The organism is Streptomyces sp. SL06 (genome assembly GCF_058244745.1).
In genome coordinates, this window is sequence record NZ_JBSYOT010000002.1 from 1,021,840 (window position 1) to 1,038,803 (window position 16,964).

The 16,964-nt window shown below is 70.4% G+C and carries 11 protein-coding genes, 1 tRNA gene and 1 pseudogene; 7 read left to right on the plus strand and 6 right to left on the minus strand.

The annotated features are described in order from the left end of the window. Positions 1-30 precede the first annotated feature (30 nt). From AC4IHM_RS04570 to AC4IHM_RS04585, 4 genes are all read right to left on the minus strand, one after another. A complete protein-coding gene (locus AC4IHM_RS04570; RefSeq protein WP_490865795.1) occupies positions 31-1,071 on the minus strand; it encodes a LacI family DNA-binding transcriptional regulator in 1,041 nt (346 codons plus the stop codon). Positions 1,072-1,125: 54 nt separating this feature from the next. Beyond that, positions 1,126-3,642 (minus strand): glycoside hydrolase family 3 C-terminal domain-containing protein, encoded by a 2,517-nt coding sequence (locus tag AC4IHM_RS04575; protein ID WP_490865796.1) that lies wholly within the window; start codon positions 3,640-3,642, stop codon positions 1,126-1,128. Between the two features lie 36 nt (positions 3,643-3,678). Next, positions 3,679-5,484, minus strand: a complete 1,806-nt coding sequence (locus tag AC4IHM_RS04580) for a discoidin domain-containing protein (protein WP_490865797.1) — start codon at positions 5,482-5,484, stop codon at positions 3,679-3,681. Between the two features lie 84 nt (positions 5,485-5,568). Beyond that, on the minus strand, positions 5,569-6,636 hold the full coding sequence (locus AC4IHM_RS04585; protein ID WP_490865798.1) for a DUF1996 domain-containing protein: 1,068 nt from the start codon (positions 6,634-6,636) through the stop codon (positions 5,569-5,571). A 256-nt stretch (positions 6,637-6,892) separates the two neighbouring features. Between AC4IHM_RS04585 and AC4IHM_RS04590 the strand changes: the two genes are divergently transcribed. Beyond that, positions 6,893-8,713: a pectate lyase-like domain-containing protein gene (locus AC4IHM_RS04590; RefSeq protein WP_490865799.1), complete on the plus strand. Its 1,821-nt coding sequence runs from the start codon at positions 6,893-6,895 to the stop codon at positions 8,711-8,713. A 66-nt stretch (positions 8,714-8,779) separates the two neighbouring features. Here the strand turns inward: AC4IHM_RS04590 and fusA are convergent, their stop codons facing one another. Next, positions 8,780-10,837 (minus strand): elongation factor G, encoded by a 2,058-nt coding sequence (gene fusA, locus AC4IHM_RS04595; RefSeq protein ID WP_490865800.1) that lies wholly within the window; start codon positions 10,835-10,837, stop codon positions 8,780-8,782. Between the two features lie 703 nt (positions 10,838-11,540). Here fusA and AC4IHM_RS04600 point away from each other — a divergent pair. The 6 genes and pseudogenes from AC4IHM_RS04600 to AC4IHM_RS04625 all read left to right on the plus strand — a co-directional run bounded on the left by AC4IHM_RS04600 (position 11,541) and on the right by AC4IHM_RS04625 (position 16,453). After that, a complete protein-coding gene (locus AC4IHM_RS04600) occupies positions 11,541-11,696 on the plus strand; it encodes a hypothetical protein (RefSeq protein WP_490865801.1) in 156 nt (51 codons plus the stop codon). 587 nt (positions 11,697-12,283) lie between these two features. Further along, a pseudogene (locus tag AC4IHM_RS04605) lies at positions 12,284-12,527 on the plus strand (hypothetical protein). After that, positions 12,502-13,032, plus strand: a complete 531-nt coding sequence (locus tag AC4IHM_RS04610) for a DUF6879 family protein (RefSeq protein ID WP_490865802.1) — start codon at positions 12,502-12,504, stop codon at positions 13,030-13,032. Before AC4IHM_RS04605 ends, AC4IHM_RS04610 begins: the two are co-directional and overlap by 26 nt. A gap of 27 nt (positions 13,033-13,059) precedes the next feature. Continuing rightward, positions 13,060-13,908, plus strand: a complete 849-nt coding sequence (locus AC4IHM_RS04615) for a helix-turn-helix domain-containing protein (protein ID WP_490865803.1) — start codon at positions 13,060-13,062, stop codon at positions 13,906-13,908. 806 nt (positions 13,909-14,714) lie between these two features. Next, positions 14,715-14,924: a DUF397 domain-containing protein gene (locus tag AC4IHM_RS04620; RefSeq protein WP_404028951.1), complete on the plus strand. Its 210-nt coding sequence runs from the start codon at positions 14,715-14,717 to the stop codon at positions 14,922-14,924. Between the two features lie 314 nt (positions 14,925-15,238). Then, a complete protein-coding gene (locus tag AC4IHM_RS04625) occupies positions 15,239-16,453 on the plus strand; it encodes an IS30 family transposase (RefSeq protein ID WP_490865804.1) in 1,215 nt (404 codons plus the stop codon). Between the two features lie 328 nt (positions 16,454-16,781). On the opposite strand, the gene AC4IHM_RS04630 is transcribed toward AC4IHM_RS04625, so the two are convergent. After that, a tRNA-Leu gene (locus AC4IHM_RS04630) sits at positions 16,782-16,869 on the minus strand. Positions 16,870-16,964 lie beyond the last annotated feature (95 nt).

Sequence of the window (16,964 nt, forward strand, 5' to 3'; positions counted from 1 at the left end):
GGTCTCCGGACGTCCGGAGACCAAGGGCGGCTACGCGGAGTCCCGTATCACCAGTTCCGGGGCGAAGATCACCGAAGTCGGTTCCGTGCGGGCGCCCTTGATGTGCTCGTCGAGGAGCCGGGCCATGGTCGCCGCCATCTCCTCCACCGGCTGCCGGACGGTGGTCAGCCGGGGGCGGCAGGTGACGGCCACACTGGAGTCGTCGAAGCCGATGACCGCCACGTCCTGCGGGACCCGGCGCCCGTGGTCGCGCAATACCTGGACGGCACCCTGGGCCATCAGGTCGTTCGCGGTGAACACGCCATCCAGGTCGGGGTGTTCGGCGAGCAGCCCGGCCATCGCGGCCATGCCGCTGTCGACCGTGAAGCCGCCCTCGGCCACCGGGACGTGGGGGTGACCGTGGCGGGCCAGGGTGTCCCGGAACCCGGCCAGGCGCTCCTGGCTCGCCGCGACGGCCAACGGGCCCGAGACGGTGGCGATCCGCCGGCAGCCCCGTTCCAGCAGGCGCTCGGCCGCGAGCCGGCCGCCGTCGCGGTGGGCGAGGTCGACGTGGCTGAGCGGTACCGGGCGTCCGGGCCGGGCGAACAGCACCGCCGGCAGCCCGGCGCCGGCGAGCAGCGCGGGCAGCGGGTCGTCGGGGTGGGTGGACACGACGAGCGCGCCGTCCGCGCCGCCCTGTCTGAGGTATGCCACGACCTCCTGGCGGGCCTGGGGTGTCTCGGCGAACATGAGCACCGGATGCATCGAGCGCGGTCGCAGATGCCCCACGACGCCACCGACGACGCGGCCGAAGAACGGGTCGGCGAACACGCGTGTGGCGAAGGCGTTCTGCTCCGAGTCCGAGGCGTCGCCGGCGCCCGAGACGACCAGGGCGACGGTCGTGGTGCGCCGGGTGACCAGTTGTCTGGCGGCCTGGTTGGGCGCGTACCCGGTGCGTTCTATGGCCAGGCGGACCAGGTCCTGGATGGCCGGGTCCACATTGCGGACGCCGTTGACGACCCGCGAGACGGTGGCCCGGGAGACGCCGGCCTCCCGGGCCACGTCCTCCAGGGTCGGGGCCTGTCTGCTCATGCCCGCACCTTAACCGGCGGGGTCGGGCGCGTGGTAGAGCGCTCTCCTGCGCCGTCAGACCGGGTCCGGGTGGACGACCTCCAGGTCCGCGACCAGCGGCACCTCCCCCGCCGAGCGCCCCGCCAGCACCCGCCAGTGCCCCGCCTCCGTACGCCAGGCGTGCTCCTGCTCCGACCAGTGGCGCAGCGCCCTCGCCGGAACCCGTACCGTCGCCGTCACCGACTCGCCCGGCCGGGCGTGGACGGCCGCGTACCCGGCGAGCCACCGCACGGGCCGGTCGACCGCCGACCGGGGCCGGGCGAGGTACACCTGCACGACCTCCCGGCCCGCACGCGCCCCGGTGTTGCGCACCCGCACGCGCACGGCGAGGCCGTCCCCCGCCCGTGTCACCGGCGGGACGGCCAACTCCTCGTACGCCCAGGTGGTGTACCCCAGTCCGTGGCCGAACCAGTAGGCGGGCATGCGGTGTTCGCGCAGCCAGCCCCGGTGGCCGATGTGCAGGCCCTCCTCGTAGTCGAGGCGGCCGTCGGTCGGGCGGGTGCAAGTGACCGGGGCGTCGGCGAGCACGGCCGGCCAGGTGGTGGGCAGCCGTCCGCCGGGCTCGGCACGCCCGAAGAGCACGTCGGCCAGCCCTCCGCCGCCCTCCTGGCCGGGGAACCAGGCAAGGAGCACGGCGCCCGCCTCGTCGCGCCAGGGCAGTTCCACCGGGCCGCCGCTGTTGACCACGGCCACGGTGCGCGGGTTGGCGGCGGTGACGGCCCGGACCAGTGCGTCCTGGGTGCCGCCGAGCGCCAGACTCGTACGGTCGTAGCCCTCCGACTCGCCGTGCTCGGTGGTCCCCACGACCACGATCGCCGCGTCCGCCGCACCGGCGGCGCGGGCCGCTTCGGCGAGTGACGCGGCGATGTCCGGGGCCGGCGGCGCCGCGCTGACGACGGTCGCCCGGCCGGTACCGGGGGCCAGTTCGCGGCGGGCCACCAGCAGGGCGTCCTGTCCGACGGCGAGTTCGGCCGTGGCGTACCGGGCGGGCGGATTGACGTGGACCACCGCGGGATCGTCGGTCGTCGGCGGGAAGTCGCCGTCGAGCAGGGTCCGTTCGTCCAGGCGCAGACTCATCCGGCCGAAGCCGGCCACGCCCAGGGTCCAGCGGCCCGCGGTACGGGGGCGCAGCCGGGCGCCGATCTCGACGGTGTGCGCGCCGGGCACCAGGCGGGGCTCCAACAGGCGTGCGCCGCGCCGCCGTTCGGCGTACAGCTCGCGGCCGTCCGCGTCGAGCATCCGCAGCAGGACACCGGGCAGTCCCGAGCGGGGGTCGGTGCACGCGTCCTGGTCGAGCGGGGGTGCCGGGCCGTCCGGGCGAGGGCCGGGGACGTGGACGACGCGGGCCCGGCCGCGCAGGGCGGACCGGATGCCGTCCAGGACGGACACCTCGTCCTGGGGGAAGACGCCCGCGCTGCCGCCGCCCTGGGTACGGGTCCGCGATGCGTGGGCGCCGATCACGGCGACGGTCCCGAGGCGGTCGGGGTCGAGCGGCAGGACATCCCGGTTGGCCAGCAGCACGCTGCCGGCGGCCACCGCACGGCGTGCCAGGGCACGGACGGCGCGGGTGCGCAGAGGTGGCGGGGCGGGCGGGTGCTGCTCGGCCCCCACAACCCCCGCAGACCACCCGTGCCCCCCGAATCCCCCGTACCCCCCACGCATCCCCCGCTCCCCCAACGCCCCCACCCACGCCGCGAGCCGCAGCAGGCGCCGTGTCTTGTCGTCGACGGCCGGCTCGGGTACGTCGCCGTCGGTCACCGCCCGTGCCAGCGCCTCGCCCCAGGGGCCGTCGGGGCCGGGCATGGCGAGGTCGAGACCGGCGCACGCGGTGGACACGGTGTCGCGCACCGCGCCCCAGTCGGAGACGACCACGCCGTCGAAGCCCCACTCGCTCTTCAGCGGGTCGGTGAGCAGACCGCTCGCGGTCATGGTGGTGCCGTTGACCGCGTTGTACCCCGCCATGACGAGCCGGACCCCGGCGGCCACCGCCGCCTCGAAGGGCGCGAGGTAGACCTCCCGCAGCGCCCGCTCGCCCACGCGTACGTCGACGGTGAGGCGCTCGGTCTCGGAGTCGTTGGCCACGTAGTGCTTGGCGGTGGCGGCCACCCCGTGGGCCTGGACGCCCCGGACGAGCGCGGCGCCGATCCGGCCGGTCAGCTCGGGGTCCTCGGAGAAGCACTCGAAGTGGCGGCCGCCGAGCGGGCTGCGGTGCAGGTTGAGGTTGGGGGCGAGGAGGATGTCCACGCCCTTGCGCCGGGCCTCGGCGGCGAGGAGGCCGCCGAGGCGTTCGACGAGCGGTTCGTCCCAGGTGGCGGCGAGTGCCGAGGCCGAGGGCAGCAGGACGGCGGTGTTCCGCTCGTCCCACGACTGTCCACGGACCCCCGCCGGGCCGTCCGACATCACCAACTCCCGTAGTCCCACGGCTGGTTCCGCCCGGGTGCGCCAGGTCGTGGCGCCGCCGGGCAGCAGTGCGCGGGCGCGCGGTGTCAACTTGCCGAGCAGCCGGCCGATCTCTTCGTCACTCGTCCCCACCCGGATCTCCCCTCCCCTGTGTGCGCCGCCGCGGCGTCAGCTGTAGACGCCGAACTCGTACAGCGAGTAGCCGTATCCGGTGCCGCGCTCGGTGCCGTTGACCCGGACGTAGCGGCCGGTGCCGGTCACGTCGAGGGTGTCGACGCCGCCGTTGCCGTCGGTCACCGTGTGCACGGTCTGCCAGTTCTCCCCGTCCTCGGAGGTCTGCACGGTGTAGGCCTTGGCGTAGGAGGCCTCCCAGTACAGCTGCACGTGGTGGAAGGTGGTACTCGCGCCGAGGTCCACCCGGAGCCACTGCGGATCGCTCCAGTCGCTGGCCCAACGGGAGTTCGGGTCGCCGTCCACGGCGTTGGCCGCGGGGCACGGGCAGTCGCCGTAGCTGGGCTGGAACGAGGAGGCGGAGGCCGGCCTGCCGAGGGCGACGTTGGTGCCGTCCACGGCCGGCGGCACGACACGCACCGAGAGGGTCTCGACGCCGACATTGCCCTTGCCGTCGGTGGCCTTGACGTACAGCTTCCAGACGCCGGGCCGGTCGGGTGCGGTGACCTTCAGTCGCCCGCCGCCGAGGTCGGTGGCGGGAAGCGGGACCAACTGCTTGTTCTCGTCGATGTAGTTGCTGTTGGACAGCACCTCGTACGCGATCGGGTCGCCGTCTGGGTCGGTGGCGCTGACGGTCAGTTCGAGGTCCTTGCCCGCCTGCACGCTGCCCGCGTCGCCCTCGACGCCGAAGCCGGAGATGACGGGCGGGGTGTTGTCCCCGGAGGTGTCACCCCCGTAGGCCCGCTTCACCGCGTAGTACGACAGCCGCTTCTCACCGGCGGGCAGCAGGTTGAACCAGATGCCGCCGAAGTCGTACTCGGTGCCGTAGTGGAACAGGGTGGCGCCCAGGGCGACCCCGCGGTGCCCGGTGACGCAGTCCCAGGCCTTGGTGTAACCCTCCGCCTTGGCCTGGTCGGTGGGTTCCCTCGGTACGCCGTTGGCGTCGTCCGGGACCTCCCACTCGCCGGCCGGACCGGACTCGGTGACGATGTACGGCTTGGTGTAACCGCCCTGCTCCCAGGCGGCCCTGACGTCGCACACGGCGTCGTAGGAGTTGACGGCGTACAGGTCCAGGTCGGGGGCGTTCTTCTGGTAGTACGGCCAGGCGCCGACCCAGGCGTCGGTGGAGGTGACCGGGTGGTTCGGGTCGATGTCGTGGATCTTCTTCGCGACATCGTTGACAAAGGTGGTGTAGGCGTCGCGCTGACGCTCCAACTCGTCGCCGCCGTAGCAGTTCTGGAGGCCGAGCACCGACTCGTTGCCGACGTTCCACATCAGGACGCCCGGGTGGTCCTTGTACTCCTGGACCCAGCGGGGGAACTCGGCCAGCATCTGGTCCTTGTACCCGGTGTCGGTCAGGTAGTCGACGCAGCCGCCGCTGCCGGGGCCGCCGCCGGGCTGGAGCCAGAAGCCGGCGATGACCTTGACACCGTGCGCGGCGGCGGAGTCGAGCAGGGGTCTGCTGCTCGCGTCGGTGCCCCAGGTGCGGATCGTGTTGACGCCCATGGACTTGACGTCGGGCAGGTAGCGGTCGGCGTCGGCGACGGAGGGGCCCCAGGTCAGTCCCTTGACCTGGTACGGGCTGCCGTCGACGGTCAGTTGCCAGTCGCCCTGCCCTCCGGTGACCTCGACGACGCTCCCGGCGGCGTGCGCCGGTGCCGCGGGCAGTGCGGTGAGGGCTCCGACGGCGAGCAGGCCGGCGGTGAGCGGGGCGGTGAGCCTGCGGACCGGGGGCAGTCCGCGGGCCTGGGCGAGTCTGCGGGCGGGAGTGAGTCCGCGGGCGGGTGTGCGGGGTCGGCTCATGGTGGTGGGTCTCCGGTCTACGGGGTGGGGGGGCGGCCCGGCCGTCGCGGGGCGTGGACGGCCGGGCCGGTCTCGCGGGTCGGGTCAGGGCAGCTCGTACTGGTCGTTCAGCGCCGCTCCGGCCTCCGGGTGGGTCTGGTCGTAACCGCGCGCGTCGCACTGAAGGCCGCCGACGATGCAGTGGCCGACCAGCGCGTCGAGGGTCGGCTCGTCCCACGCGTTGAAGAAGTCGTAGTGGAACGAGTAGCTCGCGCCGCTGGCCAGTCGTACCCGGGAGAGGTCACCGTTGACCGGGAAGGCCATCTTGAACTCGATCATCGGCAGGGCGACCGGGTGGTCGGCCGGGCAGACGTTGTTGTTGGTCCCCGGGTTGACCACCGGATAGGCCATGTGGCTCTTGTGGTCCGGCGTGTCCAGGTTCGCCCCGTCCCAGCAACTCGGGGCCTGGAAGCGAATGTTGACCTGGACGTCCGGGCGGTCGGGGCAGTCGGTCGGGAAGTCGACGTTGAAGAAGCTGTCGCCGCACTCCCAGCCCTCGACGAAGCCGGGGTGGTCGCGGAACTCCTGGGCGCTCTGCATCGGGTTGGCGACGACGTAGCGCAGCCCCTTCGGGAAGGGACGCACACTGGTGTAGTCGGTGACGCCGGCCTTGTAGTAGATGGTCTGCGGACCGACCGGCAGCACCGGCTCGTCGCCGTCGTACATGGTCGGCACCCAGTACCCGGAGCGGTCGCCGGGTGCGAGACAGGTGGTGCTCCCGGCGTCGAGCGAGGCCGTGGTGCTGTTCGCGTTGGTCGTCGTGTTGCCCATGAACGTGTGGTCGTGGGACATGCCGGGCTGCTGCGGATAGACGATCGGGTCGTCGGGGGCGGTGTGGGTGACCGAGCAGTTGGCCTGGAACTCGTGGAAGTAGCGGTGCGGCGGCTCGTCCATGGACGGACCGACGCCGGTGACCGGCGGGTTCGCGGGGATGTACCCGTCGCCGTCCGGGTCCTCGGGTGAGAAGGCGGTCGAGGCCGCCATGGTGTGTCCGGCGTGCGCGGCAGGGGTCGCGGCGCCCGCGTTCGCGGCGAGGGTGCCGACGCCGATCGAGGTCAGCAGCAGCGCACTTGCGACGAGGGTGCCGGACAGGACTTTCGATCTCCGTGGCATGGAGACCTCCTGAGAAGGTCGGGGGGAAATTCTCGGAGAGCGCTCTCCCACGTCGGAGTGTTGGGCCGCGGCAAGAAGGTGTCAAGGGATCGGACAGAAGGACCAACGCGCTGAATGCCCCCACTTGTTGAACGCTGCGCACAAGAAGCGGTCGCAACTCTTGACGTGTCGTGGAGGACGGATGAAGCATGCACATCCAGAGAGCGCTCCCCCACCCCCACATCGTTCACTTTCCGAACAAGGAGAGCCGCCCCCCATGCCCTCTTCCCCCACCCACTCCTCTTCCCCCGGGCCCTCCGGCGTGCGGCGACGCGCCCTGCTCGGAGCGGCCGCCGCGGCGCCCGTCCTGGCCGGACTGGCCGGCAACGCGTCGGCGGCGCCGTCCACTTCCGCCGCCACGGCCGCCGGTTCGCGCAACAGCCCCCGCGCCCTCCCGGGCGGCGGTGACCTGGGGCCGAACGTCATCGTCTTCGACCCGTCCAGCGCCGACATCCAGGGCCGGCTGGACGAGATATTCCGGCAGCAGGAGTCGGCGCAGTTCGGCACCGGCCGCTACGCGCTGCTGTTCAAGCCCGGTACGTACAACGGCCTCAACGCCCAGCTCGGCTTCTACACCTCCATCGCGGGCCTCGGCCTGTCGCCCGACGACACCACCATCAACGGCGATGTCACGGTGGACGCCGGCTGGTTCGACGGCAACGCCACACAGAACTTCTGGCGTTCGGCGGAGAACCTCGCCCTGGTCCCGGTCAGCGGCACCAACCGTTGGGCGGTGTCCCAGGCGGCGCCCTTCAGGCGCATGCACATCCGCGGCGGCCTCAACCTCGCCCCGGACGGCTACGGTTGGGCGAGCGGCGGCTACATCGCCGACACCCGGGTGGACGGCGAGGTCGGTCCGTACTCGCAGCAGCAGTGGTACACCCGGGACAGCTCGGTCGGCGGCTGGCTCAACGCCGTGTGGAACATGGTGTTCTCCGGCGTGGAGGGCGCGCCGGGGCAGAGCTTCCCCGACCCGCCGTACACCACGCTGGACACGACGCCCGTCTCCCGGGAGAAGCCCTTCCTGTATCTCGAGGGCGACGAGTACCGGGTGTTCCTGCCGGAGAAGCGCACCGACGCCCGCGGCGTCTCCTGGGGCAACGGCACCCCGCGCGGCACCTCGCTGCCGCTGTCGCAGTTCTACGTCGCCAGGCCCGACGACTCGGCGGCCACGCTCAACCAGGCGTTGGAGGAGGGCCTCCACCTGCTGCTGACGCCGGGGATCTACCACCTGGACGCGACCGTCAACGTCGACCGCGCGGGCACGGTCGTGCTGGGCCTCGGCTATGCCACGCTCATCCCCGACAACGGGGTCACCGCGCTGAAGGTCGCCGACGTCGACGGCGTACGGCTGGCCGGGTTCCTCCTGGACGCCGGCACCGTCAACTCCCCGACGCTGCTTGAGGTCGGGCCCGAGGGCGCGTCGCAGGACCACTCGGCCAACCCGATCACCGTGCAGGACGTGTTCATCCGGATCGGCGGGGCGGGCCCCGGCAAGGCCACCACCAGCATCGTGGTCAACAGCCGGCACACCATCGTGGACCACACGTGGGTGTGGCGCGCCGACCACGGCGAAGGCGTCGGCTGGGAGACCAACCGGGCCGACTACGGCGTGGTGGTGAACGGCGACGACGTGCTGATCACCGGCCTGTTCGTGGAGCACTTCAACAAGTACGACGTGCAGTGGAACGGCGAGCGGGGCCGCACGATCTTCTACCAGAACGAGAAGGCGTACGACGCCCCCGACCAGGCCGCCATCCAGAACGGTCCGCTCAAGGGCTACGCCGCCTACAAGGTCGGCGACGACGTCACCGACCACGAGGGCTGGGGCCTGGGCAGCTACTGCTACTTCAACGTCGACCCGTCCATCGTGCAGCACCACGGCTTCGCCGCGCCGGAGCGGTCCGGGGTGCGCTTCCACGGGCTGCTCGTCGTGTCGCTGGGCGGCCAGGGGCAGTACGAGTGCGTCATCAACGACACGGGCTCGCCCACGTCGGGGACGGACACCGTGCCGTCGACGGTGGTCTCCTACCCCTGACCGGGAGGCCGTCACGGCGCGTACGGGCCGCCCCCTCCCAGGCTCGGGAGGGGGCGGCCCGGCATGTCACCGCGCCGGTGTCGCGGCCGGTGCCGGAGCGTAGCCGGTGGGCCGGGCGGTGAAGGTGCCGCGGCCCTGGGTGCGGCTGCGCAACCGGGTCGCGTAGCCGAAGAGTTCGGCCAGCGGCACGGTGGCCGTGACGACCGCCGCGCCGCCCCGCGTGTCGGAGCCGGTGACCCGGCCGCGGCGGGCGGCCAGGTCACCGAGTACGCCGCCGACCGCGTCCTCGGGCACGGTCACCGTGACCTCCACGACCGGTTCCAGCAGGACCATCGCGGAGGCGCGCAGGGCGTCCCGGAGGCCGAGCCGGCCCGCGGTGCGGAAGGCCGTGTCCGAAGAGTCCTTCACATGGGTCTGCCCGTCGGTGAGCGTGACCCTCAGACCGGTCACCGGATGCCCGCCGAGCGGTCCCTCGGCCAGCGCGTCCCGGCAGCCCGCCTCGACGGCGCGGACGAACTCCTGCGGCACGCGCCCGCCGACGACGGCGGAACGGAACACGAAGCCGCCGTCCCGCCCGTCCTCCTCCCAGGGCTCCACGTCGAGGACGACATGCGCGAACTGGCCCGCGCCGCCGTCCTGTTTGACGTGCCGGAAGACGAAGCCGGTGACACCCTCGCCGACGGTCTCGCGGTACGCCACGCCCGGACGGCCGACGGCGACCTCGATGCCGTGCTCGCGCCGGACGCGCTCCACCGCGACCTCCAGGTGCAGTTCGCCCATACCCGACAGGAGGGTCTGCCCGGTCTCCGGGTCGGTCCGCACGGCCAGCGAGGGGTCCTCCTCGGTCAGCCGGGCGAGCGCGCCGGCCAGCCGGTCGGTGTCGGTGGAGCGGCGGGCCTCCACGGCCACGTGCACGACCGGTTCGGCCACGCCCGGAGGCTCCAGGACCAGCGGGGCACCGGGCGTGCACAGGGTCGAGCCGGCGCGGGCCGACTTCAGTCCGACCACGGCGACGATGTCCCCGGCGACGGCCCGGTCCAGCGGGTCGTGGCGGTCGGCCCGTACCCGCAGGATGCGGCCGACGCGCTCGGTGCGGCGCGTGCCTGCGTCCCACACGGTGTCTCCCTTCTCGATCGTGCCCGAGTACACCCGCAGGTAGGTAAGCCGTCCCGTCGGGGTGGCGTTCACCTTGAACGCCAGTGCCGCCATCGGTGCCGCCGGGTCGGCGGGCCGCTCCCGCTCGGCGCCGTCGTGGGTGCCGCGTACCGGGGGTACGTCCAGCGGCGAGGGCAGGTAGGCCACCACGGCGTCCAGCAGCGGTTCGACACCGCGGTTGCGGTAGGCCGAGCCGCACAGCACCACCACGCCGTCGCCGGTGCGGGTCAGGTCGCGCAGCGCGCCGGCGAGGGTGGCGGCGGTGAGTGTCTCCCGGTCACAGAACTCCTCCAGCGCGGCCGGGTGGCGTTCCGCGACGGCCTCCTCCAGCAGCCGCCGCCGGTGTGCCGCCTCCTCGCGCAGGGCGTCCGGCACCGGCCGTTCCTCGGCCCGGTCCGCGCCGTCCGCCCACACCAGGGCGCGCATGCGCAGCAGGTCGACTACGCCGGTGAAGCCGTCCTCCGCGCCGATGGGCAACTGCACCACCAGCGGCACCGGGTGGAGCCGCTCGCGGATCGAGGCGACGGCCGTGTCGAGGTCGGCGCCCGCCCGGTCCATCTTGTTGACGAAGGCGATCCTCGGCACGCCGTGCCGGTCGGCCTGCCGCCACACGGACTCGCTCTGCGGTTCCACGCCCGCGACCGCGTCGAACACGGCGACGGCGCCGTCCAGCACCCGCAGGGAGCGCTCGACCTCGTCGGCGAAGTCGATGTGCCCCGGGGTGTCGATCAGATTGATCCGGTGGCCGTCCCAGGAGCAACTGACGGCCGCGGCGAAGATGGTGATGCCGCGATCGCGCTCCTGCGGGTCGAAGTCGGTGACGGTCGTGCCGTCGTGCACCTCGCCCCGCTTGTAGGTGGTACCGGTGGTGTAGAGGATCCGCTCGGTGACGGTGGTCTTTCCGGCGTCGACGTGGGCGAGGATGCCCAGGTTTCGGACGGTGGTGAGCGGGTTGGTGTTGCTGCGCACGGCCGGTGGCCTTTCGCTGGTCTGCGAACGGGGGCGGCGCGATTGCCGGGACGAGGTCGCAACGGCCCACCGTGGGACGGCGGGCGGTGCGGACTGCTCAGATGCTCGTCCCGGGCATCCGGTACCGGCCGCGCAGCGGGCACCGGACGGCCGAAGACACCAGGATCACCTCGTACCGGGAGGGGGCAACGACGGCAGCGGTACGGATACGCACGGCCCTGCTCCCCTCACTCGGTGTCGGTGTTGTGGTGAGTGTAGGGAAGCGGGGCCTACGACGCACGGCATTTTGTACGCCCCGTGCGCGTACGGAACTGCCCCGCCCCACCGGCAACGCCGGCGGACCCGACTGTGCCGACGACGACTGCCCGAACGTCTCCGGGCCAAGAGCGGTTCGATCAACGTCCAGAGCGACGTGTCCGACGCGTTCCCCCCCCCCCCTTCCGGCGAGGGACTGCTGCCCAGAAATACGCCCTGTTCCGGTTGAGTGGCCTCCGCCTAGCACTGCTGCCAAAGGGCCGGTGTAGCGGATGGCGGACGCCCAGGGCGGCGGCGCGATCCTCAAACGCGACGAGCCGACCCATCCCCTTGATCACGGCTCCCGAGTGGGGCCGTCCTGGGTGCCCACCCCACCGCCGGGCCGACAGCGGCTGCTTCTTGCGGGCCCCTGTGCCCGTAACAGGCGCCGTGAGAACATGCCGACGTGATGGCGGCAGGCAGCAAGAGCAGCTATGACGGTGCCGCCCTCGTGCTTTGGAATGTGGACCACACCCTCGTCAACGCCGGGGGCGTCGGCCGGATCTTCTACGCCCGTGCCTTTGAGGGCGTGACGGGGCGAGCACTTACCGAAATTGCGCGATGACCGGTCGCACAGAACGGGCCATCATCACCGACACCTTGAAACTCAACGGGATCAGCGACCCCGACACGTTGTTCGACAATTTCTATAGCGCCCTCGGCGTTGCGGCCGAGGGCGCTATAGATCAGATTCGCGAATACGGCCGAGCCCTACCAGGCGCGGCCGAGGCTATGGCCTCTTTTGACGGCGGTCACGCGGTTCAGTCACGAGGCCGATGTAGCCATAGTCCCCGTGGGACGGGTGAATAGTGCGAGTGTCCGAGGGGGGACTTGAACTCTCCACTCGGGCACCAGCCTATTAGTTCGCTGACCTGCGAAAAAGCGCCCTTCTGAGTCCCTTCGAGGCTGTGGGCGTTGGTCATGCTTACCTGCTGTTTCTGTCCGTTCCCGGCCGCCTTTGGTCATGCGTTGGTCACGTGACCAACCCGCTGCGGCACCCTGCCACCCCCGCCGCTTCGCATGGCCGATAGTCGCCCCTCCTAGCACGTATGACCATCCGCTCACCCTTGACGCTGATGAGCCGTCGCGGCGAAGCTCGTGCAAGTTGGCGTAAGCCCCTCGACACCGAAGGCAGGCACGGCGCTACGGTTCATCGGGATTGATCCAGACAGCAGGGCAGCAGGGCTCTCCCACCATCTGGGTGGACGAGGAGAAACAAGAACTGGTGCTCCAAGGCTGGAAGCCAGACGAGGAGCTACGCGCGGAGTGCGCAGCGTTCGAGGCACCCGGACACGCGCCGGGGATCCCTGCGCATGAGGTTGTAGTCCGGATTCCGGCCCGCATGGTGCCGATGCTCAGGGAGGCGTGCGATGTCGCAGAACGAACCGGGTTTTAACGAGCTGCTGGCGGCGGCCAGGCACTCGGCCGTGCACCTGGAGATGCGCGATTCGTACGGCGTGGGGGACGAAGCCGAGGACTTCGAGCACTGGAAGCGCACGGCAGAACGCGACGTGGACCCCAGCTCTGCTTACTGGACACCTTGGGTTGAATTGATTCGTGGCACCGTCGCCCGGGGTGTTGTCGTGCGTCGCGCCCGTATCGTCTCCGAGCCTGTCACCGACTACATCCGGTACGAGCACGCGGGGACGGTCGTCAACATCCACGCAGGGGAACAGGTCCGTTGGCTGCCGAGGCGCGAGGCGTCCGACATCGCGCTTCCCGGTAACGACCGCTGGGTGTTCGACAATGAGACGGTGCTCTTCAACCACTTCTCTGGGGCCGGTGACTGGTCCGAGCCCGGCTGGGAAGTACGCACCGAACCGGCCGTAGCGCGGCTGGCATCGTCAGCGTTCGAGGTTGTCTGGGAGCGTGGCATCCCGCACGAGAAGTACACGGTCTGATCCAGCGAAACACCGAAGAGCCAACTCATGCCTGCGTCTCCCTCCTCAAGCGCTCAGGCCGCCCGCGAAGTCATCGCCGCTCGACTCGGGGAGCTACGCAAAGACGCGGAGCTGACTGGTCATGAGCTGGCGCTTCGGTGTGGCTGGAGTCCCGCGAAGTCGTCGCGCATCGAACGCGCCAAGACACCTGCCTCTGATGCCGATATCCGTGCATGGTGCAAGGCATGCGGCGCGGAAGGTCAGACGGCTGATCTGATCGCCGCGAACCGTCAAGCCGATCAAATGTACGTGCACTGGAAGAAGCTGCACAGGCACGGAATGCGCCGGGCGCAAGAGGAAGTCGTCCCCCTGTACGAGGGCACGCGACACTTCCGCGTCTACTGCTCCAACGTGATTCCCGGCATGCTTCAGACGGAGGCTTACGCAACTGCGCTGCTCTCCACGATCGCCACCTTCCAAGGCACCCCGGATGACTCGCCCGAGGCCGCAGCATCGCGGGTCGAGCGCTCGCACGTGCTCCATGAAGGCGGCCACTGCTTCGCGTTGCTCATGGAAGAGACCGTGCTCCGGTACCGCATTGGAGACGCGGACACGATGGCCGGCCAGCTCGGCTACCTGCTGGCAGTGATGGCACTCCCGAACGTCAGCCTCGGCGTCATCCCGTTCACTGCTGAGCGGCGCGTGTGGCCCCTGGAAGCGTTCTATTTGTTCGACGACCACCGCGCGAGCGTCGAACTGCTGACAGCCGCCGTGAACGTGTCCGCACCCAGTGAGATCGCTGTCTACGCCAAGGCGTTCGCCCAACTGGCAGAAATGGCCGTCTATGGCTCGGACGCCCGCGCCCTCATCACGGAAGCGATTAGCTCGCTCGGGTAATCCGTATGCAAGCTCGTGCAAGAACGTGGACCAGCACCTTTCCGCCTCCCTACCGTCCTTGACATAGCGGAGTCACCGGAGAGGGTGGGCCATGGCGAGCGACAGCAGAGCGCACGGGACCGAATCGGCTGATCATCTGGGCAGCAGCGAAGCCCGACAGTTCCTCTCCCGTCTCTCCGGAGCGTTCGGCATAGACGGCGTGCTCATGGTGCAGAGGACCAGCCCTGGCCCCGAAGGGGCGGACCTTGCGCCCAACTCGGCCTTGCGCTGGCCCCGCTGCGAGTGCGGCAGCCCGAAGTGTCCTGACTACAACGCCCCGCCGCCGACCGGGGATTTGAGCAGCAGGGTTTCTGAGGCCAACGCGCGGAGCCGCAGGGGCGGGCTGTGAGCGTTCAGACAGCAACACGTCCGGCCCGGAAGTGTGAACGCAGGACTTCACCGAAGCCAGCGGTCGAAGCACCGACGCCCCCGCAGACCTACTGCGGAGTGTGCATCGGTCACCGCTCAATCTGGTGTCCCGACTGCTGCGGGTTCGCTGGCTGTCTCACCTGCCATCACACGTTCAAGGTCCCCTGCCCGGTCTGTGCTGGCGGGGAGCTGGAACCGATCAGGTGGTGACCTGACCCGCATGTTCCGTCCCTGCCGGATGTGGCCGAACTGGACTCCCCCCGTGTCCAATCGGGATTCCCGGCAGGGGCGGCGTAAGCCCCCGCCCGGTTGCTTAGCCAACCCCGTGAAGAAGGACAGGTAGGCAGCCGGGCGGGTCGTAAGTGCAGTGCACCACTCCCACAGAGAGAGGCACCCGCATGACCGCAGCCCCCGCGTTCGAGTTCCGCACGTCCAGTGCGTGCCAGTACAACAACAACGACCCCCGCTGTGTCGAGGTCGCTACCAACATCCCCGGCAAGGTGGCGGTCCGTAGCACCGTGTCCGGCCAGGTGGTCGAGTTCACGGCCGACGAGTGGACCGACTTCCTGAGCGGTGCCAAGCTGGGTGAGTTCGACGTAGCCGCATAGGGGAGCCACCATGCAGCAGTGTCCACAGTGCGGCGGCAGTGCGCAGTCCGACCCGGAACACTCCGGCGTGATGCGCTGCATGGCGTGCTGGGAAGTGTGGACGCTGCCGACTGAGCGGAACTGTCCCGGTTTCCGGCCGACGTACATGTCTGCACTGCGGGTGCTGGACTCATACCGGGAACTGCGACGCTGACCAAGCAAACGAACGCCCCCACCGATTCCTTGAGTTCTAGTGGTCGTTGCAACACCCCAGCTCAGGGGATGCAATGGACTTCGAGATCCGGGAGAACCGGAGGCCCGGAGGCGGGCGAAGGATGACCCGCGAGCGGGCCGCATACTTCCAGCTCATGGAGCAGGGGTACAGCACGCGGGAAGCCGCCCGGATAGTTGGTATCAACCTGCGCACCGGCAAGCGGTGGCGCAACGGCTGGCACTCACCGCCAGGCGGCCGGAAGGCAGTTCCTCCGATCTACCCGGTCCCGGGGCAGGTCCAGGCAGCGGGCTCGGAGGAACTGCCTCCCGCGCCGTCGCGGTATCTCCAGGAGCGCGACCGCATCCACATCGCCGACCGGCTGCGCGAGAAGGCGTCCGTCCGGCAGATCGCCGCCGAGCTGGGCCGCAGCCCCTCCACCATCAGCCGCGAGATACGCCGCAACCGGCGGCCCATGCCCAAGGGCGGCTTCACCTACCAGCCCTTCCACGCCCACCGCCGGGCCGAATGTCGCCGCCCCCGGCCCAAGGTGGGCAAGATCGGCCAGAACCCCGAACTGCGCGACTTCATCCAGGAACATCTGGCGATGCGCTGGAGCCCCGAGCAGATCTGCCACGCTCTGCGGGCACGCTTCCCCGACCGGCCGGAGACGCACGTGACCCACGAGACGATCTACCAGGCGCTCTACGTCCAAGGCCGCGGAGAGCTCCGCCGGGAACTGACCCGCTCGCTACGGACCGGCCGCGCCATGCGCCGCCCGCACCGCCACGCCTACAAGCGCCAGCCGGGCCCCATCAAGAACATGGTCATGATCAGCCAGCGGCCCGCCGAGGCGGCCGACCGAGCCGTCCCGGGCCACTGGGAGGGCGACCTGATCATCGGCAAGAACGGCAAGTCGGCGATCGGCACCCTGGTCGAACGCTCCACCCGCTACCTGATGCTCGTCCACCTGCCCACCGGTCACAGCTCCATGGCCACCCGCAACGCGCTCGCAGCGAGCATCGAGTCCCTCCCGCGCCACCTCTGGCGGTCCCTGACCTGGGATCAGGGCTCCGAGATGACCGCGCACCGGTCCTTCAGCGTCGCCACGGGCATCCCGGTCTTCTTCTGCGATCCGGCCAGTCCCTGGCAGCGCGGCTCCAACGAGAACACGAACGGGCTGCTGCGGCAGTACTTCCCCAAGGGCACCGATCTGGCCGCACACACCGCCCAGGACCTCGCGGCCGTCGCCGCCGAACTGAACAGCCGGCCACGCAAAACGCTCGGCTGGGAAACCCCAGCCGAGCGTCTCGCTAGGCTCCTGGCCACAGCCAGTTGATCACTGTGTTGCAACGACCCCTGGAATTCGCCTTCGGTGGGGGCGTTCTTGGGTTTGTGGCGGCACAGCAAGGTCACGAACGATCTGGAGGCCGGGGGGAACCCCGTAGAGGTCTCCGCCAACGTCCGGCACCACTCGCCGGGCTACACGATGGCCCGGTACGGCCACTCTCGTAAGGACGGAGCGCGCCGACTGGCCGCCTCCGGTGCGGGCCGACTCGGCCTGTCATCCCTGGTCTGACCTGGGAAGTCTCCAGGCTGTTGGTCACGTGGTTGGTCACGCCACAGCCGGAGAAACAGAAAAACCCCAGATGAACTGGGGTCTCTGCTGGTGTCCGAGGGGGGACTTGAACCCCCACGCCCGATAAAGGGCACTAGCACCTCAAGCTAGCGCGTCTGCCATTCCGCCACCCGGACGAGGTGTCTGTCGCGGTGCGGGGGTGTCCCCCGCAGCGACATGAACCACCATACCAAGGTTTCGCAGTGCCTTTCACCTGCGTTTCCTTCCCCTG